Source organism: Cellvibrio zantedeschiae, assembly GCF_014652535.1.
Taxonomy (GTDB): Bacteria; Pseudomonadota; Gammaproteobacteria; order Pseudomonadales; family Cellvibrionaceae; genus Cellvibrio; species Cellvibrio zantedeschiae.
In genome coordinates this window covers 1,822,970-1,846,908 of the sequence record NZ_BMYZ01000001.1, presented here as the reverse complement: position 1 = coordinate 1,846,908, position 23,939 = coordinate 1,822,970, and the positions used below count along the sequence as shown (strand labels likewise).

General features: G+C 45.3%; 22 protein-coding genes. 7 read left to right on the top strand and 15 right to left on the bottom strand.

What is annotated here, in order from left to right:
• Window positions 1-30: 30 nt before the first annotated feature.
• The 3 genes from IE104_RS08175 to IE104_RS08165 are packed head-to-tail and all read right to left on the bottom strand — an operon-like array spanning window position 31 to window position 5,467.
• Window positions 31-744 carry a Crp/Fnr family transcriptional regulator gene (locus IE104_RS08175; RefSeq protein WP_189417392.1) on the bottom strand — a complete coding sequence of 238 codons (714 nt, stop codon included), beginning with the start codon at window positions 742-744 and terminating at the stop codon, window positions 31-33.
• 8 nt (window positions 745-752) lie between these two features.
• Window positions 753-1,598, bottom strand: coding sequence for a response regulator (locus tag IE104_RS08170; RefSeq protein ID WP_189417391.1), 846 nt, complete (start codon window positions 1,596-1,598; stop codon window positions 753-755).
• Between the two features lie 11 nt (window positions 1,599-1,609).
• Entirely contained in the window at window positions 1,610-5,467 is a 3,858-nt protein-coding gene (locus IE104_RS08165) for a PAS domain S-box protein (RefSeq protein WP_189417390.1), read from the bottom strand.
• A 555-nt stretch (window positions 5,468-6,022) separates the two neighbouring features.
• On the opposite strand from IE104_RS08165, the gene IE104_RS08160 reads away from it, so the two are divergent.
• Complete coding sequence (locus IE104_RS08160; RefSeq protein WP_189417389.1) at window positions 6,023-6,526, top strand: hypothetical protein; 504 nt, start codon at window positions 6,023-6,025, stop codon at window positions 6,524-6,526.
• A 96-nt stretch (window positions 6,527-6,622) separates the two neighbouring features.
• Here the strand turns inward: IE104_RS08160 and IE104_RS08155 are convergent, their stop codons facing one another.
• The 3 genes from IE104_RS08155 to IE104_RS08145 form a co-directional block, all read right to left on the bottom strand.
• On the bottom strand, window positions 6,623-7,111 hold the full coding sequence (locus tag IE104_RS08155; protein WP_189417388.1) for a hemerythrin domain-containing protein: 489 nt from the start codon (window positions 7,109-7,111) through the stop codon (window positions 6,623-6,625).
• Between the two features lie 152 nt (window positions 7,112-7,263).
• Complete coding sequence (locus IE104_RS08150; protein ID WP_189417387.1) at window positions 7,264-8,241, bottom strand: hypothetical protein; 978 nt, start codon at window positions 8,239-8,241, stop codon at window positions 7,264-7,266.
• Between the two features lie 188 nt (window positions 8,242-8,429).
• A complete protein-coding gene (locus IE104_RS08145; protein ID WP_189417386.1) occupies window positions 8,430-8,849 on the bottom strand; it encodes a PRC-barrel domain-containing protein in 420 nt (139 codons plus the stop codon).
• Between the two features lie 325 nt (window positions 8,850-9,174).
• Between IE104_RS08145 and IE104_RS08140 the strand changes: the two genes are divergently transcribed.
• Window positions 9,175-9,489, top strand: coding sequence for a BON domain-containing protein (locus tag IE104_RS08140; RefSeq protein ID WP_189417385.1), 315 nt, complete (start codon window positions 9,175-9,177; stop codon window positions 9,487-9,489).
• Between the two features lie 248 nt (window positions 9,490-9,737).
• Here the strand turns inward: IE104_RS08140 and IE104_RS08135 are convergent, their stop codons facing one another.
• On the bottom strand, window positions 9,738-10,094 hold the full coding sequence (locus IE104_RS08135; RefSeq protein WP_189417384.1) for an ElaB/YgaM/YqjD family protein: 357 nt from the start codon (window positions 10,092-10,094) through the stop codon (window positions 9,738-9,740).
• Between the two features lie 271 nt (window positions 10,095-10,365).
• Between IE104_RS08135 and IE104_RS08130 the strand changes: the two genes are divergently transcribed.
• The 3 genes from IE104_RS08130 (at window position 10,366) to IE104_RS08120 (ending at window position 11,321) form a co-directional block, all read left to right on the top strand.
• The gene (locus tag IE104_RS08130) at window positions 10,366-10,572 is read left to right on the top strand and encodes a hypothetical protein (protein ID WP_189417383.1); all 207 of its coding nucleotides are present in this window, start codon (window positions 10,366-10,368) and stop codon (window positions 10,570-10,572) included.
• Between the two features lie 124 nt (window positions 10,573-10,696).
• Window positions 10,697-10,870, top strand: a complete 174-nt coding sequence (locus IE104_RS08125) for a hypothetical protein (protein WP_189417382.1) — start codon at window positions 10,697-10,699, stop codon at window positions 10,868-10,870.
• A 229-nt stretch (window positions 10,871-11,099) separates the two neighbouring features.
• Window positions 11,100-11,321, top strand: a complete 222-nt coding sequence (locus tag IE104_RS08120; RefSeq protein WP_189417381.1) for a hypothetical protein — start codon at window positions 11,100-11,102, stop codon at window positions 11,319-11,321.
• A 66-nt stretch (window positions 11,322-11,387) separates the two neighbouring features.
• On the opposite strand, the gene glgX is transcribed toward IE104_RS08120, so the two are convergent.
• From glgX to IE104_RS08080, 8 genes are all read right to left on the bottom strand, one after another.
• On the bottom strand, window positions 11,388-13,562 hold the full coding sequence (gene glgX / locus IE104_RS08115; protein ID WP_189417380.1) for a glycogen debranching protein GlgX: 2,175 nt from the start codon (window positions 13,560-13,562) through the stop codon (window positions 11,388-11,390).
• 42 nt (window positions 13,563-13,604) lie between these two features.
• Window positions 13,605-14,051, bottom strand: a complete 447-nt coding sequence (locus tag IE104_RS08110) for a DUF2934 domain-containing protein (RefSeq protein WP_189417379.1) — start codon at window positions 14,049-14,051, stop codon at window positions 13,605-13,607.
• On the bottom strand, window positions 14,038-16,941 hold the full coding sequence (gene treY, locus IE104_RS08105; protein WP_189417378.1) for a malto-oligosyltrehalose synthase: 2,904 nt from the start codon (window positions 16,939-16,941) through the stop codon (window positions 14,038-14,040). The genes IE104_RS08110 and treY overlap by 14 nt, the downstream gene beginning before the upstream one ends.
• Before the next feature lie 137 nt (window positions 16,942-17,078).
• Complete coding sequence (gene treZ / locus IE104_RS08100) at window positions 17,079-18,920, bottom strand: malto-oligosyltrehalose trehalohydrolase (protein WP_189417377.1); 1,842 nt, start codon at window positions 18,918-18,920, stop codon at window positions 17,079-17,081.
• Window positions 18,917-20,425, bottom strand: a complete 1,509-nt coding sequence (glgA, locus tag IE104_RS08095) for a glycogen synthase GlgA (protein ID WP_229837725.1) — start codon at window positions 20,423-20,425, stop codon at window positions 18,917-18,919. Before glgA ends, treZ begins: the two co-directional genes overlap by 4 nt.
• A 265-nt stretch (window positions 20,426-20,690) precedes the next feature.
• Window positions 20,691-21,797, bottom strand: a complete 1,107-nt coding sequence (locus tag IE104_RS08090) for a mechanosensitive ion channel family protein (protein WP_189417375.1) — start codon at window positions 21,795-21,797, stop codon at window positions 20,691-20,693.
• Between the two features lie 148 nt (window positions 21,798-21,945).
• On the bottom strand, window positions 21,946-22,317 hold the full coding sequence (locus tag IE104_RS08085; protein WP_189417374.1) for a Rho termination factor N-terminal domain-containing protein: 372 nt from the start codon (window positions 22,315-22,317) through the stop codon (window positions 21,946-21,948).
• A 67-nt stretch (window positions 22,318-22,384) separates the two neighbouring features.
• Entirely contained in the window at window positions 22,385-22,894 is a 510-nt protein-coding gene (locus IE104_RS08080; RefSeq protein WP_229837723.1) for a DUF4142 domain-containing protein, read from the bottom strand.
• A gap of 401 nt (window positions 22,895-23,295) precedes the next feature.
• Here IE104_RS08080 and IE104_RS08075 point away from each other — a divergent pair, with 401 nt between their 5' ends.
• Both IE104_RS08075 and IE104_RS08070 read left to right on the top strand, forming a co-directional pair.
• The gene (locus IE104_RS08075; protein WP_189417372.1) at window positions 23,296-23,433 is read left to right on the top strand and encodes a KGG domain-containing protein; all 138 of its coding nucleotides are present in this window, start codon (window positions 23,296-23,298) and stop codon (window positions 23,431-23,433) included.
• A gap of 254 nt (window positions 23,434-23,687) precedes the next feature.
• Window positions 23,688-23,930 (top strand): hypothetical protein, encoded by a 243-nt coding sequence (locus IE104_RS08070; protein ID WP_189417371.1) that lies wholly within the window; start codon window positions 23,688-23,690, stop codon window positions 23,928-23,930.
• Window positions 23,931-23,939 lie beyond the last annotated feature (9 nt).

Genomic DNA, 23,939 nt, shown 5'->3' with positions numbered 1-23,939 from the left:
TCCCTAAAATCCTTTTATACCGCTGACAAATTATTTTACATTCGTCATTAGTCGATCCAATTCTTTTTTAACGACCTGATAGCACTCACAAGTACGCGCTTCTAACTTGCGTCTGTCTAACACGGCGATATGACCACGTCTGTAGCGAATGCAATCTGCGCTTTGCAAACTACCTGCGGCTTCTGTAACACTTTCGCGGCGCACACCGAGCATGTTGGCGACTAATTCTTGTGTCATAACCAACTCACCCGTGGGAATGCGATCAACTGTGTTTAATAGCCAGCGACACAATTGTTGTTCAACGGAGTGATGACGATTGCACACAGCAGTTTGGAACATTTGCGTCATTAGCGCCTGCGTATAGCGCAACAGTAAGCGGTGCATTACATCTGCACAATTAAACTCAGCTTTTAAAATGCTGCGCTCCAGGCGATACGCATAACCCGCCGTTTGCACTACAGCTGCACTTGGCGTGGTATTGCCACCCAGGAATAGCGCAACGCCTACCATCCCTTCGTTACCTACGCCTGCCGCTTCTGCAGATGCGCCGGATTCCATAACGTATTGCAGCGAAATAATGCTGGTGGTTGGAAAATACGCATAGCTTAAGGGTTGGCCCGGTTCATAAATACTTTCGCCCAACTTCAACTGCACCAGTTCAAGGCGCGCAGTTAAACGATCAATTTCCGGTTTACTGAGTGCGGCGAGAAGATGATTTTGCAATGGACTATGAATTGTTTGCATCGTTATCCCTATTGGTTGCTGCCAGGCATTTCTTTGCATTGAATACCAATACCGCGGTATCCAATGAAACGACTGGACAAATCGAACATAGGTTCACCGCTTACGCGGTAATGATGTTTGATGCCGGTAGAGTCAACGCGGCTGAATGCAAAATCAATAAAGGGTTGACGCGCTTCAATAATGCCTTGCAATTCTTTGCGCTCGTCTTCGTTCCATCCGGCGTTGTCTAAGGTGTTGGCTGTCGCTGCGTCTCCCAATAGCGGATCAACTTGAATGCCAAGCATTTCTAATACGGGGCCGGAGACTTTAATAAATTTTCCGTCCTGATCTTGTTCCCAATACCAATCGGAAGCGAGCTCAGTAAGGCTGCGGAAACGCGCTTCGCTTTCGCGTAATTCAGCGGTGCGCTCGGCAACGGTTTGCTCAAGAATTTTGTTGTAGTTCTCCAGCTTTTTGTACAGCAGGCGAACTTCCAACATGTTGTGAATGCGCGTTTTGACTTCTATTAAATCAAATGGCTTGCTAATAAAATCTTTAGCGCCCGCTTGCAATGCACGCAATTTATGGCCAGGTTGCGCCGTTAAAACAATAACCGGCAGATAGCCTTCCTGGTCATTGGTTTTAAGGCATTCCATAACCTGGAAGCCGTCCATCTCCGGCATTTGCAAATCCAGCAGAATAAGATCGTAGTAATTCTTGCGATGCAAAGCACCCACTTCCACTGGATTCATGGTTGACGAGACATTGGTGTAACCCGCCTCGCTTAGCAATTGTTCCAGCAGCGCTACGTTCGCTTGCTGATCATCAACGATTAAAATGCTGGCGTTGAGAATATCTTGCTCAGTTAGCTTCATGTTAATTTCTCTTAATTTATTCTCATAGGTTTCGGAATAGAAAGTTCAAGCGCACTATCTACTGTGTGCATGAACTCATTAATTTTAATGGGCTTGGTGAGGTAGCGGAAAAATCCAGCCTCCAAACCTTTTTCTATATCGCGCGGAATTGCATTCGCGCTAATTGCCACTACGGGAATATGGTGTGTGATTGGATCCTTGGAAAGAATTCTCAAGGCTTCCATTCCGCTAATTCCCGGCAAATTGATATCCATTAAAATTAAATCGGGTTGTGCAACGCGCGCAAGTTCAATACCGCTGTGACCATCGCGCGCGGTAAGCAATAAAATATCGGAGCGAGTTGCTAATACATCTTCAATCAGCGTTAAATTTGCTGCGTTATCTTCTACGTAAAGCAGGGTGCGTTTGGGTGCATCGGTTTTCACGGGCATTGGCAAAATTTCCAGGAAATCTTGCGGTTCAGCTTCAATGATTTCAGATTCGTTTGCTACATCTAAATCTATTGAAAAAGTAGTACCTTTGCCCACGGTACTTTTTACATGAATATTACCGCCCATTAATTTAACCAGGCGTTTGGTCATGACCAAGCCGATACCTGTACCTTCCTCAGAGCTGTTTTCTTTACCAAGGCGATTAAACGGCTGGAACAGCTGAGCAAGTTTTTCTGGCGGTAAACCATCGCCAGTATCTTCTACAGAAATGCGCACGCGATCTGTTTCGCATTCAACACAAGTCACCGTAACTGCACCGTATTGGCGATTGTATTTAATAGCGTTTGACAACAAATTAATGAGCGCTTGTTTTAAACGCGTGCTGTCGGCTTTAACTTTCACTGGCTGCTCGAATTTGGGGAAGCTCAATGTAATATTGCGATTAAGCGCCTGGGGTTCAATCATGGTTTCGCATTCACGAACTAAATCTGGAAGAGACACAGTTTCCATTGATACGGGCATGCGGCCAGATTCGATTAATGTAAGGTCCAGAATTTCATTAATTAAATCCAGCAAATACCAACCCGCCTGCAAAATTTGATCAACACTGCGTTTTTGGCTGGGAGTCGGTGGCGGATTGCTTGCATCAATTAATTGTGCAAAACCTAAAATTGCGCTTAAAGGTGTACGCAATTCGTGGCTCATGTTGGATAGGAAATCTGATTTTGCGCGGTTTGCTTTTTCAGCCAGGTTTTTGGCTTTTTTCAATTCAATATTATTTTCCAGCAACACCTGATCCAAACGTTTGCGCTCGGTGATATCAATCATCATGTTGATACCGCCAATTAATTTTCCGTAAGCATCATGTAGCGGAGTAGGGTGCGCGGTGAACCAAATACGTGATCCATCTGGACGCGCTGCAATTGCTTCTGCACCTAAAAGTTGGCGATCTTCCTTAAGTGCAATCGCCATGTGGCATTGATCATTGGGTACGGGTGTGCCGTTGGGGCTATAAAGTTTTTCGTTAATGCTCCATTTGTCTACACCAAGCTCCGGTGTGCGACCGGAAAATTCAACAGCAGCCTGGTTGTAGTGTGTGAGTACACCCTCAGCATCGGTGGTGTAAATGGCTACGGGCAATGCATCAATAACCGCGCGCAAATGGCGTTCGTTCTCGCGCAATATGGCTTCGGTGCGTTTGAGTTCTGTGATATCCAGGTTTGTTCCTACAATCGATTCAACGCGACCACGGGAATCTGTACGCATGGTTTCTACGGATTGGATATGGCGAACTTCATTTTTTTCACCGGCGCGATGAATGCGGAATTCGCGGCTGGAACGGTCGCGCAGTGTCATTGCTTTATCTAATGCCAACTGAGTGCGGCGATCTTCTGGCAATAAATGTTTAAGCCAATCTTCGCGTTTTACCAAGCCATCGGGTGTAGGTTCTATACCGTAAATGCGGAACATTTGTGCGTCCCAACGCATGTAATTCTCGGCAATATTCCATTCCCAAATGCCCACACCGGTCGCTTCGGTTGCGAGGCGTACGCGCTCATCACTTTCGCGTAGGGCTTGCTCTGAGCGTTTACGTTCGGTCACATCGGTAAACAAAATCGCTACTTTTTTACTACCCGGTTCGCCCAGGCGGCAAGTATAAATATCTAACCAGCGGTGCAAGGCTTTGGCTTCGTATTCAAAGCGAGCGGGTTCGCCGGTTTGCAAAACTTCGTGGTAAACCGTAAACCAATCCACCTCCAAATTGGGTACCAACTCGCGCACAAAACGGCCTTGCGCATTGTGTAAACCACTTTGTTTTTCAAACGAAGGGTTAATCTCCAGGAAGAGTTGATTAACGATTTCGCCACCTTCGTAAATCATTTCGGCAACGCAGAAACCTTCGTCGATGGAATCGAATAAATTGCGGTAACGGTATTCAGATTCACGCATTACCGCTTCGGCATGTTTACGTGCGGTAATGTTACGCAACACGCCGGTAAAGAAGCGCTGGCCGCCCAAGCGCATTTCACTTACGGCAATTTCCATTGGGAATGTTTGGCCGTTTTTCAGGCGACCTGTCACTTCGCGAACTATACCGTTGGCTCGTTCTTCCGGGCTTGCGTTGTAATAGTCCAGGGAGCCCTTATCTTCATTAAGCTCAGGTACGATTGAACTAAATCTTTTGCCAATTAATTCGTTAGGCTCGTAACCAAACATTTTCTCGGCCGCGGGGTTTACGGTTTCAATCATGTTGCTGCGCACGTGGAATGTAACTATACCGTCAGCCACTGTACCCAAAATGGTTTTAACTAATTCATTACTGTCCAACAGCGCTTGCTGTGCGGCATTTTCTGCGGTGATATCGCGGAATACCAATACTGCGCCTATTACTTGCCCGTCGTGGTCGCGAATAGGTGCGCAGCTGTTGGCAATGTTGCATTGGTTGCCGTCGCGGAAAATTAATACGCTGTCACTTGATCCTTGCGCGGTGCCGTATAACAAAGTTTCTATAACAGGTACGGCAACGGGTTGTCGGCTTTCCTTGTTAATAATTTTAAATACTTCTGGAATGGGGCGGCCCGCGGCTTCCTCTTGCGACCAGCCCGTTAAAAGTTCTGCAACGTGGTTCATTAATGTGATGCGCGCTTCGCGGTCCGTGGCGATTACTGCATCGGCAATGGAGTTGAGGGTAACTTCCAGTTTTCGTTCACTATCCTGCACAGTGAGATAGGCAGAGTTTAATTGCTGGTTCATTGCCTCTTGTTTTTCAAGCGAATTTTTTGTTTCGGCGTGAACAAGATCCATTAAGCGCTGATGGATGTTGCGATAAATGCTGTAGGCAAACACTTGTGCAAACAGCAACATAAAAACACTGGCGGATACAATGAACGCGAACAGAAAGTTCATGTTCGTTTGGTATTCCCGGTTGTAGTGCGCTAGTTGCGTATTTTGAATGCGATTGTAACGGTCCATGTGTTCGCGAATGCTATCCATGATGACTTTCCCTTCATTGTTGGGAAAGCTATTCAATACCGTTTTTAAATCATTGGTTCGTTTGAGTGCAATGGCAGTAGCAAGGCGAGACAATTTGGCTTTTACCAATGGTTCCACGTTGTCAATTTGTGTCAGGGCTTCTGGTGTGGTGGTAATTGCGCGTAATTGTTTAAGTTTTACGGGAATTCCGTCGCGCACATTTTGGTAGGGTTTCAAAAAACTTTCGTCATCGGTTAATAAATAACCACGGGTGCCTGTTTCAGCATCAATCATCATGGTTAATACAGTTTGCGCCTGACTGAGGGAGGTGGTGATTTGTGTGCGCGCGTCAACGGCGGCCTGCATGCGGTCAAAAAACCAAAATAGCGTTGCCACCATTGCCAGCACGAGAATGGTGGGTAAGGAAAGCCAAAAAATGTTGGCGCGAGTAGTTCTTACTCTCATAGATTGATTGTCCTATGATTGATTGTCATATGGCTCAAATCAACTATAGGCACAAACAAATCTGCAGGCGCTTTTGTGTGTGGATGCTTGATTAAAACTGGCATGCTGTAGATCCCTATTATTTAGTCGGCTTTTCTCGATATTACCTTTCATTATCAGCTGTACCAAACGATTTTTACGTGTTCATTCCTGCGGTGGCAATCATAAAGCTGTCTTGGCAAAAAAACTCATATAGGAATAGGACCTGATAAGGGCTAGCGTCATTTAAATCATCGAGCTAGATAGGATATGTGTCTGTTGGTTAGCCCACATAAGTGTCACATAAATAGGCAATTGTTAGTTTTGCCTATGTTGGATGGAAAATATCCAGCTTGGATGTAATCTATTTGGGTTCGATTTATTGGCGTGCAAGAGCATGCTCGCGGTAGGATATGGGTTCCGTTCGTTATCAGACATAAGTACGGTTGGAGAGGGCGCTTCTGTGTGGTCGCACACTGACGAGTCAAGTTGACGATGGTTAGCATAAGGAAAAGTAATACTTTTAGGGACATTAAAATGAAAATATACAGACATTACGTCATTGGATTTTTCTCTGCCCGGTCGAGCGCGGAAAAACTTTTTTCACAGTTAATCTCGCAAGCTGTTTCCCATAAATTCATCCGCATTTTTGACAAGTATTCAATCCTGCCGACCAGCCTTATAAAGGAGAACGGACTGGAGGGCGAAGGAAATTTGTTTGCTGGTGGTGCTGCAGATTCTTTATCGGGTACTGGCTTAAGTAGTTTGGTGGGCGTGCACCTGGATGCAACCGACGTGACGCTTATTGCAGAAGAGTCATTAGTGCCGCAATTGGTTTCCCTGGGATGGGGAGAGAGCTTGGGTGTTATTAATAAGAGCTTTTACACGCGGGGAGAACAGCGAATGTTATCGGACCTTGTGCACGACGCAATCTTAAGTCGACAAATTGTATTGGTGGTTGAAACATCGTCTTATGAAGAAACCTATAGGGTTAGTGATCTGATTCACGCAACCCTGGGTAATTTGAGTGATGTGATTTAATTAGTTTCTCAACTATCAAAAGCAAAACACTTTGTTATCCGAAAATAACAAAGTGTTCGCAAGAGTGAAGCACCGTCTTGTCACGGCACGGGAATTTTAGTGAAGCGCTGCCGCCAACAATTCTTCTTTACGCTCTGTTAGCTGGGCTCCCAATTCAACTAAATCCAATTTAGATGCTTTTACTTTTGGGAAGATCTCATTTTGTTCTTCCTTAACGTGATGTTTGACGTATTCAGATAATACCTTGATTTTTGCATCAAACATTTCGCCATCTGGCTCCAATCCTTCCACCTGCGCAATAAGATCCTTCAAGGTGGCGTGCTCAACGGTTGCCTCTGGAATCAATTCTTTATCCTGCAAGGCTTTTTTGGCCGCAGGATAAAAAATTTCTTCCTCGATTTGTGCATGAATGGTTAATTCAGTACAGATCTGTTTTACCAGCGCTTTTTTCTTGGCTGCTGAACGAGACTTTTCATATTCCTCAAACAAATCATTTACCAGTTTATGATCTGCACGCAGCAAGGCGATTGCCTCTTTCGTTTTCTGCGCGCTTGTAGACTCTACATATTTTGCTGCAGTTGCCATGATGAATTCCTCTTAAAGTTAAAAATCAAACAAACTAAGAATTAGGTCAATATCGCAATTAAGATAATGAGCGGGATAGGGATTCCCAGTAGATATAAAAGTATTGAGCGCATAAGAGTTCTCCTCTTGGGTTGTGTTCAAAATTCAGTGAATTACAGATCGCGTTGGCGACCGCCGAAGATTGCCGTAAAGCTTGCGATAAACGCGCCGATTAACAGGGAAACAAATAACCACAGTGAGCCATAAGCTGTCGCCTTACGTGCTTGCTCTGCGGCTTCGCGGGCAGCGGTTTCTGCATTACGCAATTTTGTTTGCAAGGATTTGAAAACGTCAGTTACGCGTTTCTCTGCGTCTTGTTGAGTAAGTCCTGTTGTCTGCGCTACGACTTGTGCTGCGTATCTTGCATCCTCAGTAGGTAATGCGCCTGTTGAAAGTGCATTAATATAAATGCGTGCGACTTCTGCTTTCGATGCATCAGTGCCTGGTTCAGGTTCGGGAGATGCTGGAACAGCATTGCCATTCGCAGTCGCTAAATTAAGGTCTTTACGGAACAGCAAATCCAAAAAGTAGGGCGTAGCAGTTGCATCAAGGCTGGTTGGTTCCGCTGGGTCTTTATTGGTTGTTGCAGCAACTGCTGTTGATGCGGCCGCTGCGCCACCGACAATTTTTGCTCCAGCTTGAGCGCCCGCTCCAACAATTGTGGAAACAACCGATGTCAATAAAGCAGCTGTGGCAAGCGTTGCAACTGCCCAAGCTAAAAAGCCGTGGGCGGTATCGCGAAAATAAACTTCATCAGACGGAGTTGCTAGCCAGCGATTTCTAAGGCGCCCGGCAATATAACCACCGATTGCTGATGCAACTAAAGACGTTAATGTCACCCAAAGAATAGTGGATACGCTAAATGTTGTTCCGCTAACGCCTTTGTCAGACCAAGCGGAAACGGAAGAAAAGCCCAAGCCGGTGCCTAATACAAGCAGGATGAGTGATAGAGCCGCTGCTGCTGCCGCACCCGCAAATATTGCACCCCATGAAACAGCACTGGCATTTGCAAGTGAATTGTTTGCTAATGAAGTGGTTGCTACATTCTCGCGATAGTCATTCGCAGTATTTCTTGTGAATTGTGTTTCCATATCAACCTCCAGAAAATTTATCGCTGCATAATGCAAGGTGTGTGACCCTACAAGTTTTAGAATATGAATTAAGGTTTTTAGTTTCAGTGCGTTAGCTAACGCAAAAAATTTACGTAATATTTTTTTATTTTTTCAAATAAAAAAGCCCTCATTATCGAGGGCTTTTTCGTGTTTCAAAAAACATTCTTCTAATTGCGAAAGCGGCCATTGTAGGGGCGAATTCCGTAATAGGAGTGAATGTCGTTTGACCAGGTTTGATCAGCCAGGTTTGGCCAGTTATCTTTGTCAAAACCAGGAGCATTTTGTAAACGCTCTTTGTTGATGTTAAGCAAAAATCTTTTATTCTCCGTATCCAGCTTTAATGCGGTCCAAGGCACGGCAAATAATTTTTCGCCTAAGCCAAGAATTGATCCGAACGAAAGCACAGCATAAGCAATATTTCCGCTTGCGACATCTAACATTATTTCCTTAATGTCACCAATATCTTCTTCTTCGTAGTTATACACGTCATTGCCAATGAGCGTGTCTGCGCCCATTAATTGTGGGCCAGGACCTTGATGATGAGTATTTTTATAAATACCGTAAGTATCGCGAGTTTCGTAATTCATATTAATCTCCTGTGCACAAATTGCCTGCGCTCAAATGTAATGCGGAACAATGGCGGCGAAATGCCGATGTCTACGAATTCACTATATTAACCAGATGTTTTAGGGTCTGTACGTGAACTCACATAGTTTTATCATTATTTAAAATTTAAATTTTTTATGAATTTAAAACGAAATTAATTTGTCTCATGTGTAAGCCTATTAAGCAGATATCATAAATTGTGCGCCAGCGTACTGAAGTTGTGTTTAGCTAAAGAATAATCTGATCTCAGGATTGCATAACGCAACCGACTACGATGCTCGATTATCTTAAGTAAGGAGATTTAATATGAAACAAGTCAGTAAATATTTTTCAATATTTTTTATGGTTTTTGCATTGTTTTCAGTAGTCGCATGTTCTTCTACTCACAAGCAAGAAGGCACAGGCGAATATGTAGACGATACAGTTATCACTACTAAAGTGAAGGCTGCAATTTTGCAGGAACCTACTTTGAAAGTGGCAGAGATTAATGTGGAAACTTTTAAAGGTGTTGTTCAGTTAAGTGGCTTCGTTGCTTCCCAGGCTGACATTAATACTGCCGTGCGTGTAGCAGCGGGTGTCGGCGGTGTAAAATCAGTTAAAAACGATATGCGCCTCAAGTGACGAATTAGCTGATGATATTGGAAGTGCTTGTTAGTGTTAAGCATGTTGTAAATAGTCAGTGATTACTTCTTGTCCAGATTGAGCAGAAAGCAAAACTGGTATCGTGTGTGTGTCCAGGGTTGTTTTCACAATGTTCCATCTGGACTTTTTTATTAATGCGAAGCGTTTATAAGCATTGGTAATTGAAGTGTTCAGTTAAAAATAAAGCGGCGCAAGGCCGCTTTATTTTTTTTAATTGCCAGGAAATTTTAATCGCGACGCGCCAACACAAAGCCAAGCAAGAAGCTGAGTGCTATACCAGTACCAATTACTTTCCAGGGTTGATCGTGAACATAGGTATTGGTGATCGCAGCGGTTTTGCGGGCTTGCTTAAAGATATTATCTCCAGCATCGCCAATGGTTTCTTTTGCCGTGCTAATGCGCTGCTTCAATTGCGATTTGGCTTTTACCAAATCGTCACCAGTTGCTGATGTAGTTGAGTGAAAAAGATCTTCTACATCGCTTAAAAAGCTTTTGAATTCCTTAAGCACATCTTCAGAGGATTGTTGTGCTTGGTGTTTGCTATTTTTTAGTTCCGATTTGGTCACTGCAGATAGGAATGACATGGCTAAATACCTTTAAGTGGTTAATGAATCCCTGATGGGTTTGCTGACAGCGACAAGCCATGGTGTGTGTCGGTTTGGCGCCATCTGAACATTAAAAATATCGCGTGAATAGAAGAAATTCCGTGCGCCAGCGTACTTATTTTGAATGATATTTATCGGCTTTCTTCGCTCCCGAATAAGAGAGGTAGCGTACGGATATGAGCTTATTTTGATTTTATTGTTCGCTCATCAAGCTTGTGCTTGAAACATTTAATTTTTAAGGAATAGAGCTATGAAATATTATCAAGAGTTCGATGACCATAAATACACAGCTGGTAGTCAGCCACACAAGTCGCCTGCGCGTAGGGATAAAAAATCCCATGCGTTTGAAAGAGATGATTTTTTTGATGACTTGGACAAGCATCGCCACATGTATAAACGTGCCGCAAATAAAAATTTTATGCGAAACCAATTGCGCGATAACCAATTTGCATTCTGATCTTATTTGCTTGTGGCATTTAAGTTGGCTAACGCACAGAAATTCACCTTGGGTTGATTAAGATTAACTCAAGTGCAAAGTTAAAATAACTTGTCCGAAGATTTTATTGAGTCAGGAGAATGCGATGAAAACATTTAAATTATGGCACCTTCTTGTATCAATCTTTTGCGTGCTTTTTATCATGTTGGTTGTTTACGGTATTAAGACTGACTGCCCAAATACTGCTGGTTATGTGTATTGCGGAGATTCCGATGGTTGGTCGTTGCATCACTGGGGCCAACAAAAAGTTGGCGAATAAAGTCTGGCTGGGATTCAACAGTTGAGTTTGATTATGTTGGAAGCTGCGGCAATTTTTTTAGTGGTGTTTAGTGTAATCAGCATGTTAACCACATTTTCTGTGGCTTCCTTATTGTCTTCAATTCTTGTGGTTGCTTTATTAATGTTATTAAGTAGTGCTTTACGAAAAGGTAACCAACGCTAGGATCAGGTTGGTAAATTTCATTAAGGTAAATAGAGGGTAAAATAAAATGGGTATCCAAAAAATTATCGGAATTTTATTAATCGTATTAGGTGGTTTAGGTCTTGCTTATGGTGGCTTTACCTACACTAAAGAAACACATGAGGCTGACCTTGGTCCTTTGCATATGGAAGTGAAAGACAAGGAACGTGTAAACGTTCCTGTATGGGCTGGCGTTGCAGGTTTGGTAGTTGGTGGTTTACTGCTGGCTACCGGTAAAAAGTCTGCTTAATTAGTTTGGCTTAACGCAAAAGAAAAACCCCGGTGTTGAACCGGGGTTTTTCTTTTGCTGATGATATTATTCAGCACTGCTTATTTCGGATGCATCTTTCTTTTTCAATTCAAATAACAGTACTGAACGCGGTGTAACAATAAAGTCTTCACAAAATATAAATGACTTATTAGGTGTCTCAGCGGCGAGATTGGTGTCCAACAAATTTATCCAGCCAGTACCTTGCGCAACTTCGGGCAATGTGAAATTAACAGCCTCCGCCTGTGCATTCAAAATTAACAACAAAGTTGCGTCGCTGCCCTGGCGATGAATGCCGGTTGGTTGAGCGCGGCCATCCATGATTAAACCAAGGCAGGCTAAATCATTTTGCCCCCAACTTTCATCGGTCATTTCTACGCCTGTGGGGTGGAGCCAAGTTACATCTTTTACTCCTATTTCCTCGTTGTAATTGCCCACCAGGAAACGACCGCGACGCAATATGGGGTAGGTGTGGCGCAGTTGAATAAGTTTGCGAGTAAATTCCAGCAGGCTTTTAGCTTCTTCGTCTAAATTCCAATCCAGCCAACTTAATTCGCTGTCCTGGCAATAGACGTTGTTGTTGCCTTGTTGGCTGTGTCCAAATTCATCGCCAGCCACCAACATGGGTGTGCCTTGTGACAAGAGTAGGGTGCTCAACAAGTTGCGAATTTGGCGAGAGCGAAGGGCTTTAATTTCCGGATCATCCGTAGGGCCTTCAATGCCGTAGTTGTAGGAAAGGTTATTGTCTGTTCCATCGCGATTTTCGTCGCCATTGGCTTCGTTGTGTTTGTTGTTGTAGCTGACCAAATCACGCAGGGTAAAACCATCATGTGCGGTAATAAAATTTACCGAGGCAAAAGGCCGACGACCGCCCCAATTAAACAAATCGCCGGATGCGGTAATGCGACTTGCTAATTCAGGCAGTTTGCCTTGATCGCCACGCCAAAAGGCCCGCACTGTATCGCGGAAGCGATCGTTCCATTCGAACCAGCCCGGTGGGAAAGCACCGACTTGATAGCCGCCAGGTCCGCAATCCCAAGGCTCTGCAATTAATTTAAGTTGACTGAGCGTTGGGTCTTGCCTGCAGGTAACGTGGAATCCGTGACGCTCGTTAAAGCCGTTGCGCTCATCGCGCGCGAGTATGGTGCCCAAATCAAAACGGAACCCATCCACTCCCATTTCGGTAGTCCAATAGCGCAGCGAATCTGTGACTAAACGCAGGACGCAAGGATGCGTAAGGTCAAGTGTGTTGCCCGTACCAGAATCGTTGATGTAATAGCGGTTGTTGTCTGGAACGAGGCGATAATAAGTTGCGTTGTCTATGCCGCGCAAAGACAAGGTTGGCCCCAGCTCGTTGCCCTCGGCAGTGTGGTTGTAAACCACGTCGAGAATCAGCTCCAGCCCGGCATCATGCAGGCTGGCAGCCATCTCTTTAAATTCATTGAGGTTGCCACTACTGAGGTATTCGGCATGGGGTGCCAAAAATGCAATGCTGTTGTAGCCCCAATAATTCTTAAGGCCTTTTTCCAGTAAATGGTTATCGTGTACGAACGCGTGGACCGGCAGCAGCTCAACACTGGAGATGCCTAGTTCTTTAATGTGATCCAGCAGCTCCCTGGTGGCGAGGCCAGCGAAAGACCCGCGCAACTTTTCTGGAACCGACGGATGGCGCATGCTGATGCCGCGCACGTGGGTTTCGTAAATGATGGTTTTATCCCAAGGCGCGCGATGGCTGTTTTTGCCCTGCCAGTCAAACGCTGGATCAATGACTTTTGCTTTTGGGACGAAGGGTGCGCTATCGCGCTCATCAAAACTCAGGTCGCCATCAGGATGCCCAATGGTGTAGCCGAATAAGGCTTCGTCCCAAATAAGTTCACCCACCAATTGTTTTGCGTAGGGGTCAATCAATAGTTTGTTGTGATTAAAGCGATGCCCCGCAGCGGGGTCGTAGGGGCCATAAACTCGATATCCGTATACCTGGCCAGCTTGCATATCGGGCAAGTAGCCGTGCCATATTTCATCCGAAAATTCCGGAAGCTCGATACGTTCAAGCTCTTGCTTTCCTTCGCTATCAAAAAGGCAGAGTTCGACTTTGGTGGCATGGGCGGAGAAAATGGCAAAGTTTACGCCTTGGCCATCCCATGTTGCACCCAAGGGAAATGGGTGTCCTTCGGTAATCCTTGTACAATTTTTAATATCGGGATGTTCCTGATTTTTGGTCATACTCGATCTCCCAACTACTGCAAAAATCTTGGGCGAGAGCCCTTAAGCATTTTCTACAGTTTTTGATTTTCGTGGTTTAGCCGGCTTCTTAGCCGACGGCTTGGTTGTGGTTTCGTCTGCAGGTGTGCCAAGCGCTATAGGTTTAGTGTCAATTAAGGATTTGGCTGGCACATCCGCTGCCGCTTTCGCACGGGATTTTCTGGGGGGTGCTACCGCTATAGGTTGAGCAGGTTGTTGCGGTGGTTCACCTGGTTGGATAGGGTCTGACACAGGTTGCTGTTGTGGCTGGCCGGGTGATATAGGCTCCACAGGCTCGTTAGCTGGGGTGTCAGTATCGCCTTGGGATTGCACGTGAAAATGTTCTTCATTGTGCGCCTCGACCAACTTGCTGGCCATTTCCCAGTGACGCTCGGAATGTCCAACAGGACGACCCTCAGATTCCCAGATCTGGTAGGCGAATTCACGGACTTGTTGTTCATTTATGTTCATGGTGGAGCTCCTGTGAGTGCGTAACGGAGAAAAATAAAAAGTTAACGGGAGTTGTTGCCAAAGCATCGCGCAGGGTGAGCGCGTTTGCCTTGGCTTTAATTCGGCTTGCATCCAGTTGGCCTTCGAAATCGGCGTCTTTGAGTGCAGCGGGTAACAGGATTTGAGTATCGCCCCAGGCTGTTACAGGAATATGTGGAACTGTGCTATCTGCTAGCAGGCTTGCGGTAAGGCGGGGCACTATGACGACCGCATAGTCGTTAAGGTATCGACGCATAAAGGCAACCACCTTGTCCGCTTGCTCACCTTCAATGGTGAGCGGTTGGTAATCCCCGTCGCGAAACAGCTCGGAATGACGGGCGCGCGCCGCTAATGTTCGTGCAATCAACCATTGCTTAATGTGGCCATCCTGCCAGTGCTCAATCAATTCGTGGGCGGTGGCCTTGGTTTCCAAAGCTGCAATACGCGCGCCAAAGTCCACGGGACGACGGTTATCAGGGTCCACCAGGCTGAAATCCCAGAAGTCTGCGCCCTGGTAGAGGTCGGGAATGCCGGGAACAGTCATACGTAATAGGGTTTGGCTAAGGCTGTTCAATGCACCGGCTGGTGCGATGAGCTGAGCTGCATGTGCAATTTCGGCGCGTATAGGCGCGCCTTCTTCAGAGTTTAATAAGCGCATAAGAAATTCCTGGGTCGCGCGTTCATAGGCCGCGTTTGGTGCACTCCAGGTGCTACGCAATTTTGCTTCGCGGACGGATTTTTCTTGCCAACACATCAATCGGTCGAGATAGACCTGAACATCGGGCTTGGCGTCCGCTGTAAATTCCAGCGGCCAGCAGCCTAATAGGGTTTGATAAAGAATCAGTTCATCGCCCGCCGAGGGCGCGGTGCCATCTTCCAATTCTTTACGCAGTGGTGCGGACATGGAGCGCCAACGCTGGGCTCGTTCTGCAAACCAGGCTGAGCGTTCACTGATAACCGCAAGACGGGCGCGGGTATCTTCACCGCGTTTGTGGTCATGGGTAGCCGTTGCCAGCAAGTTGCGTGGAAAGCGTGTGTTGCGCTCGGCAATTTGTTCATGGAACTGAGTTATGGATGCACTAAAGCAATGGGGATTAAAGCCAACATCGTTGCGCGACAGCAAAACCGCAGATCGATAGCAGGCAGTGTCTTCTATTGCTTTTGCAGCAGCGGGCGAGGTGAGCTGCTGGAAACGCGTCAGTACTGTTTGACGCAGGTTGCGCGTTTCGCCGGGGGGAAGTTTTGCAAGTGCTTCACCTCCCAGCCAACGATCAAGTTGATCCAGCAGTGGCCAATCAGCTTCTGCCAAAGTAAGGCGTGCGCCAGCGAGAGCTTCTTTAAAAAAGTGCTCATCATCTCCCGTTCTGCCGCAAGCTCCTGCATAGGTTCTGTACACCGTGAAGTTGACGATGAGCTCTGTCAGTGCGCGCCTGATTGCCCCCAGGGTTAAATCGCGGGTCGTAATGTCGGTGCGTGCAATCAGCAATAAGCCCTGTGCAACGGTTTCAAGATCACCAGCCAAACTGCTAGCGAGTACAAGACGCCGCGCTTCACGCGCTTCATCTTTAAAAGTACCCATGCGGCCGGTAGTGGTGCTCCATAAATCAAAGAGTTGTAATTCACCAAGCGGATCATGTTGTAACAGCGAAACCTGGTTCATAAATTCATAACCGGTAGTTCCGTCTACCATCCATTGGGTAGCCAGGTGTTCACCTTCACCAAGGATTTTTTCAACATAAATGGGAAAATGTTTTTGCGCTAATTCGCGCGGGCGCAAGGCCGCCAAACGATCAACACGGCGACGCAATTTGCGGCAATAAGCACGCGGGTTGGCCAAGCCATCAATGTGATCTATGCGTATGCCATCAATCAGCCCCTGTTCGATTAATTCAAAAATTTTGCGATGACTCGCTTCAAAAACGTCGGGGCGTTCTACTCTTAAACCGGCGAGTTCGTTCACATCAAAAAAGCGCCGCCAGTTAATATCATCGGCAGCGGTGCGCCAGCTTGCCAAGCGATAATGCTGGAGCTCAAGCAACTGGTGTAAACGCTGAAAGTTGTCGTTGTCTTGCGGATCTGGTTCTTCTATAACGTCGAGATCATCATTAGCAGTTTGACGTTGCATATCCCGCAGTGCAGATTCTTTTCCTAAAGCCACGTTGTAAAAACTTATGGCTTGCGTAATTGCTGGAATGACTTCGGCTTTTTCGGCAAGATCGCGCAAATCTGCTTGCAACTCTTTGGCGACTTCCCACGCATTTTCGCGGTTTTCCAAATCATCAAAAGCTTGCCCCAAAAGACGCAGGCTATCGATATTGGTTTTGCCAAGAATATGGCCATAACTTGTTGGCGTGAGTGGGAACAAATTGTCAAAGTATTGCGCGTAAAATTTTCCTTCGGCTTGATTAAATTGCAGACTTATTTCATTGGCTGCAAGTGTTTCGCCGTAACCGCTACCTAATACCGGAAGAAGTAATTGACCTTTGAGTAAAGGGTCGGGGGAGTTCCATTGGATATCAAAAAAATTTGCGTAAGGGCTGTGCAAGCCCCAGCACAAAACATCTTGCCACCAGGGGTTGTCGTTACTCACGGCCATATGATTGGAGACAATATCTACAATCAATCCCATGTCGTATTTGCGAAGCTCTGCAACCAAACTGACAAGCGCGCTTTCACCGCCAATTTCAGGATTTATACAGGTGGGGTCGACAACATCATAACCATGCACAGAACCGCTGCGAGCTTTAAGTACGGGTGACGAATAGATATGGCTAATGCCCAACTTATTGAAGTAAGGAACTAGTGGAATAGCATCGTTTAGGGTGAAACCGCGATGGAATTGCAAACGCACTGTGGCGCGAACTTCAGGCATAGTGTTTTGCTCTCGAACAAACCGTTATACATGAGTTCTTTGTCTCAAATTAGGCGCCTAAGGTCTGTGGGTTAACGAACACTCATTCAGTGATTGGCGCGTGAGCAAACATGTTGCTCACGCGCCATGAATCACGTTCAACTGGTTGCCAACGCAAATGCGGGTTCCTCCAAACTCTCTATTGTAATGTCCTCTTCAGTGGCTCTTGCATCTTCTTCGATACAAACCAAAATACTGCCGGGTGTAAGAATTCCCTGTGCATATTCCGCGCTTAATACCTGGTGACTAAAAATTAAACGCGCTTTGTTCCACGAAGGTGTAACGTGAACCGGAAAAATGGATAGGTTGATATAAATTCTGAGTAGCTGGCCATCACCCATCATCCAGGATGCAACCAACGCACGGTCTTCAAGAATGTTAACGCCCGCACTCTTTGCTCCTTTCAAGCGCGGAATAATTTCGGTGTGGCGCAATGCAATCAAACCTTTATAAAACTCGCGCCATTCGCTGTGTTCTTCTTCATCGTGTTGCTCAGGAATCGATTGGGTAAAAGTAGCCAGCTCGTTGGGGTTGGGAATTTTTTCGCGCATTTCGGGATCATTAAATTTTGCGAAGCTTTCAAACTCTTTGCGCCTACCTTCACACACCGCTTTCGCTAAGTCGTCGTGATGATCGGTAAAAAATAAAAATGGTTTTTTGCAGCCCCATTCTTCACCCATAAATAGCAGCGGAATCATAGGGCAGAGTAGTAATAGACCAACGGCTGCTTTCAGCGCATCCGGATCTGCCAATTGAATTAAACGCTCACCAAAAGCGCGATTGCCAACCTGGTCGTGATTTTGCAAAAACAATACAAATGCTGTCGGTGGTAGGTCTTTACTTATTTCGCCACGCAAGCGACCACGGGGCGTGTACTCGCCCTGGTAAATAAATCCTTCGCTCAAACAGCGCGCCAGTTTTGTTGTGGGCGAATCTGCAAAATCAGCGTAATAGCCTTCATGCTCGTTAGTGAGCAGGTGATGCAAAACATTATGGCCGTCATCATTCCATTGGGCATCAAAACCGTTTGTCAGCAAACTTGCGGCATTGTCTTCATTTTCCAAAACTAAGTGTACGTGGCGGCTCGGTAACACTGCACCGCGCACACGTTCTGAAAGTTCCAACAGAAAATTTTTGTCTTTAATGGCATGTGCTGCGTCAATGCGTAATCCATCAACACGGTAATCAAGAATCCACATGAGCGCATTTTCAATAAAAAAATCACGCACTGGCTGTTGGCGAAAATCAATCGCATCGCCCCAGCCGGTTTTTATATCGGTGCGAAAAAAATGTTTGGCATATTGACCGAGATAATTTCCATCGGGGCCGAAGTGGTTATACACAACATCCACAATGACCATCATGTCTAAGGCATGCGCGCTATCAATCAAACTTTTAAGTTGTTCTGGCGTTCCGTAAGAAGATTCGGGCGCAAATAAGAGCACGCCGTCATAGCCCCAATTGCGTTCGCCAGGAAATTCGTTAAGCGGCATAAGTTCAATGGCGGTAATACCTAGCTCGGCCAGCGTAGGTAACATTTCTTCAACTTTACTAAAACCGCCCAAAGCGCCAACGTGCAATTCATAAATAATTGCCTCGTGCCACGGGCGGCCGTGCCAAGTCACCGTTTTCCAGGGATAGGCTTGATCAACAACACAGCTCCAACCGTGCACATCATCCAATTGGCGGCGTGCAGCTGGATCGGGAACATGTAATTCATTATTGATCAAATAGCGGTATGCAGTTCCTGCTGCGCATTCAATTGTGGCTTTATACCAACCATCATGGTCTTTATATAAGTTATGAACCAAATCCCCCTTGCCCAACTCAAGCGCTACCGTGCGTGCGTCTGGTGCCCACAGCGCAAAATGTGTAGTGCCATCCTTGTTTAAAAATGCACCATGATGTTGGTTTAAAAATGCACCCTGATGTTGGGTCATGCGGGCGCCCTCCAGTTTCCAAAAATAACCTTTCCGTTCTCACTCTTTTTCAACAAGCTTCGATAAAGATTATCGTAAGGTTGCACAGAGTCTTGCCAAAAAGGTGGGGACGCCATGGCGCGACAACGCATTGCAGATAAAAGATTAGGATGTTTAAAAACATAAAGTGCACGTTGCACTGCGTTGCGATAACTTTCTATATTGGCACCACGAAATAAAAATCCCGTCACACCGTCTTCAATCGTATCTACTAAACCGCCGGTGCGGTGAGCAATAGGCAGTGAGCCAAAACTTTGCGCATACATTTGGCTTAATCCGCAAGGTTCAAAACGCGAAGGCATTAAAAGAAAATCACTGCCAGCAAAAATTCTTCGCGCTTCGGCTTCATTAAAACCAATGTGCACTCCAATTTGCTGGGGATGCTGGCGAGCGAGACGTTCCAGCTCAGCTTCCAGGCGAGACTCTCCGGTACCCATAACGACCAATCGGCCACCGGCACGCACAATTGTTTTTACAACGCCCAATGTGAGATCCAAACCTTTTTGATGTGCCAAGCGCGACACCACTGCAAATAAAGGTCCGTTGCTATGGTGCAAACCAAACAGTTTTTCAACGTGGCGAGTGTTGGCGAGCTTGCGGCTCCATTGGCGCGCGCCAAAACCTTCTACCAAATGCGGATCTGAAAGTGGCTCCCAGCTTTCATCAATGCCGTTGATAATGCCGCTTAATAAACCCTGGTTGAATTTTGTTTTTAATAATCCATCAAGACCGCATCCGTGTTCAGGCGTGGTAATTTCGCGTGCGTATGTTTGGCTAACGGTAGTTATATGGCTCGCGTAAACGAGGCCTGCTTTTAGAAAAGATATTTTGCCGTGAAACTCCATTCCCTCAATGGTGAAAACATCTAAAGGCAAACCCAAAGCTGGTAAACAGTCGGGCGAAAATAAACCCTGGTGCGCAAGATTATGAACGGTAAAAACACTGGGGATATTTATGCCTTGCCATTTTATATAAGCAGGGGCAAGCGCTGCAGGCCAATCGTTGGCGTGGATAATGTGCGGTGACCAATCAAGTTTATTTCCCATCTGCGCAATTTGTGCAGCCGCTAATCCAAGTCGCGCAAATCGAATATGATTATCGCTCCAGTCCTGGCCATCGGTATTGCTGTAGGGGTTTCCCTCCCGCTCATAAAGTTCGGGGCATATCAACACATAAATAATCGGGCCATTTTTTATCTGCATGCATCCTAAATCGCACTCAGGCAAATTTGCGTAAGCGGGTAGGTGAGCAATGATATCTATTCGATGATCGCTGTTGAGAACACTAAAATAGCCCGGGATTAAAACGCGTATATCGTGGAAAGCTAACAGGGCCTTCGGCAAAGCGCTGGATACATCACCCAATCCACCGACTTTAATTAAATCGGCGTGCTCCGAGGTAACAAATAAAATATTGCGGCGACTGCGACGATTGGTATCTGTATGAGCAGCATGAGATTCCAGCATGCGCCTCTGCGAATGAACTGTGGGGTTCACAGGGCTAGAATGTGCTCGATTAAGAGGGCTATGCATAACAACTCCATAATGCTGATAGCGCCAATAAGTTTGGCAATGATGATAAAAAATCAAGCAACTTGCAGTGTTCGAAAATGAAGCGTTTAACTGGTGACTAACTGCTAGTGCATAAGTTTCCTATTTCTATCGCCTTTTCTTTCACTCATTTTTTGCAAGAATGTATTTTATAAATAATCCGCTAGTTAAATGCAGGTCGTTAAACCGCCGGCTGGTGTTCCGCCTCGCGAATCTGTTGTTCAACAGGAGCCGCTTTGGGTGTTTCTTCATGTAAATTGGCACGCACTTGGGGCAGGCATTCCGGATGGTTCAAGGCTATAAAATTAATTAATTTTTCACGCACAAAACAACGCAAATCCCAATTGCTGGAAGAATCTTTTGTGCTAACTAAAATTCTCAGCTGAATCGCTTTGTCAGTAGCTTCGGTAACTTGCAACACGCAAACTTTGCCATCCCATAAATCGGGTGATTGTGCGCAAAGGCTTTCGAGCTCTTTGCGCAAGGGTGCTAGCGGCATCGCGTAGTCGACCCATAAGAAAAGCGAACCGATGAGGTTTGATGTTTTGCGCGTCCAGTTTTGGAAAGGGTTTTCAATAAAATATTGCAAAGGCACAATCAAACGGCGGTCATCCCAAATACGGATAACCACATAAGTGCCCGTAATTTCTTCAACCCGTCCCCATTCATTTTCAACAATAACCACATCATCTAAACGAATTGGCTGGGTAAATGCCAGCTGCAGGCCTGCAATCAAATTTCCGAGCACGGGTTTTGCTGCGAAGCCGACTGCTAAACCAGCTAAACCCGCAGATGCTAACAAGCTGGTACCAAATTGTCGGGCGCCAGGGAAGGTCATTAACATTGCCGAAATACCAAATAGCAACACAAAAAATCCCAGGGTTTGCACTAACACTTTGGTCTGCGTTTGCACGCGCCGAGCTGCAAGGTTATCAATCACATCCACAGGGTGGCGTTGAATAATAATGTCCTGTGCCGCTCCTATTATCCTTATTCCAAGCCAAGTGAAAGTGGCGATTATTGCTAGAGTGGTGAAATGTCTCGCTTGATCAATAAAAGATAAATCGTTCGGTGCAGAGCCTAATACCGCGCGCAAACCTAACAATGGAATTAACAAATGGATGGGCGGTTTAATACGTTCCAATATGTCGCGCGCAAAAGAAAAAGGTGCCGCTATGCGTGTGATCAAACGTGTCAACCAGGGCGCCAGTATTTTTAGAATTACTACCACGATGAGTGCGGTTAATAGTAATTTTAATTCCGGCAGATAATCATTCCAATCGGGCATTTTAGGCTTCCCCAGCTACAGCGAATCGACATAGATACGAATGTATTAATAACATTCAGGCAAGATAGGCTCTGTATGGAAACGCACATAAGTTGTTCTGGGGGAACCGGGGAGAGGGAGCAATGTAGCGTGTACTTGAAGTTTAGTTTTAGGATGGTTTACGCAATGCGAGAATTAATTCTGTTTTATTCATGGATGAGCGATTTGGAATGTTTTTTGAGCGAGCTTTAGCGAGCAATTCTTGCTTTGTATTCGACTCAAGCGACCCGGATTCTAATTTTTTATGTTTTGTTGAGGCAGCTTTTTGTGCAGAGTCTTTTCTCGCCGCGGCCTTTTGGCTTTCAGGCTTTGTTTTTCCAGATCCGGATTTTTCCCCGCCACCAGATTGTTTGTTAACTGTTGCCCAAGCAATGGACTCGGCGCGCTTTTCCGATACACCTTTTTGCTCATAACTCTGTTCAATATGCTCAGCTTTTTTCTTCTGGGCTTCGGTGTATTTGGCTTTACTACCTTGTGGCATGGAAGTGATCTCTAATTTGAGTTGTTGTAACAATGCAGACGGGGCCTGCATTGTTACAGCATATGGCTTATTTCTTTTCGTAGGTTTTTGCCAGAGCTTCGGCAGAGTGGAGGTGGTGTTCTAATTTAGGCAAAGTTGCTACTGCAAAACTGGCAAGCTCAACATCAGGTGACACCGCAGCTTTGTTGAAAAGCTCGATTGTATCTTTGTGCGCTTTTACCTGGTTTTTTGCATAGGCTTCGTCAAAAGATTCACCATCACGTTGTTTAAGAATCAGCGCTTTAGCTTTGTTAGCCAATTCGGCTTCGGTTGAAACCTTCAAGTTTTTCTTGGCAGCAATGGCTGACAGCTCTTTATTTGCTGCGGTGTGGTCGTTAATCATCTCTTGTGCAAAAGTTTTCACCGCTGGTGAGGTCGATTTTTGCAAAGCAAGTTTACTTGTTTCAATTTCGGCAACGCCTCCGGCAGAAGCTTCGTCTACAAATTTTGCTGGCTCAATAGTGTCTTTTGCCATTGCGGTGTTGCATAGGGCGCCAAGGCTAAATAGAAATGCGCTGGTTAAAAAAAGTTTCGTCATTTTCATTGTTGTTACCTCTTTGATGATTAGCTAAAAAATAGTAATTGTGATGAGTAACTGGAACGCTAATAGCGCACCATGGCTCTAATAATGAATAAGTAAAATACAATTATCAGTGTGTTAGCGCACCATGCCCCACATTACTTATAATTTTTCCTGCCATTAAAAATTGATATTAATAATTCAAAAATACAGAAATGAGCGATTAAAATTTAATAATTAATATTAATTTGCATAATAATGTTGTAATAGTTTTTTCAACTAAATTAAGCATTAGAAAAATATAAAGTAATTGCAAATTGCTCTAAAAATCTATTGAAAGAAATAAATAAGGATGCTTAGATTTAAATGAGTGCTTAGCACTCTAATCTGTTTTCAAAATTCATCGAGAGGTATTTATCATGAGTCCACAAAACGAAGGTAAGGGTTTTGCTAGCAATTCAAAGTTGGCTTCAGAGGCTGGAAAAAAGGGCGGTAAAGCAAGTTCTAAAACCACCTCCAAGCAAGGCGGAAGCTCAAAAGGCGGACAAAAGTCCTAATTTTATTTTCCGAATATCTGGGGTGCGGGCCTTGGCTCGTGCCTCAGTGTGTCTTTTAAATCCTTAAGCATAAGCAGGTAAATCCCGTGAAAAATCTCGAGTATTTAATTTTACGTCAAATTGTATATGCATTAATTCCGCTTGCGGATATGAGTTGTAGATCAGGGCAAGCAACCTCCACTGTCAAAACACCGATATCAATGGCTGGGATGAAGTAGTTAAATAGTTCATCGCAATTTTGGGGAGGATTAGTGATGGTTAAGGAGTTCGCGAACCACATAGCCTGGACTGATGCAATGAGAGAAGGTTATAGCTACGTTGGCTTAATTGAATTTCAACGCAAGCTGCCTTGTTCAATCGTACATGCGCTCTGGGTTATAAATCCTCATTCTATGGATGAGTTTGAAGCTGAAACTGCAGCTATAGCTATGCTGGAAAAAATTGATGAAATTACTGACGCCGACAAAGTCATTTATTGTGATGGTGTGGCTCTTTAATTCAATACT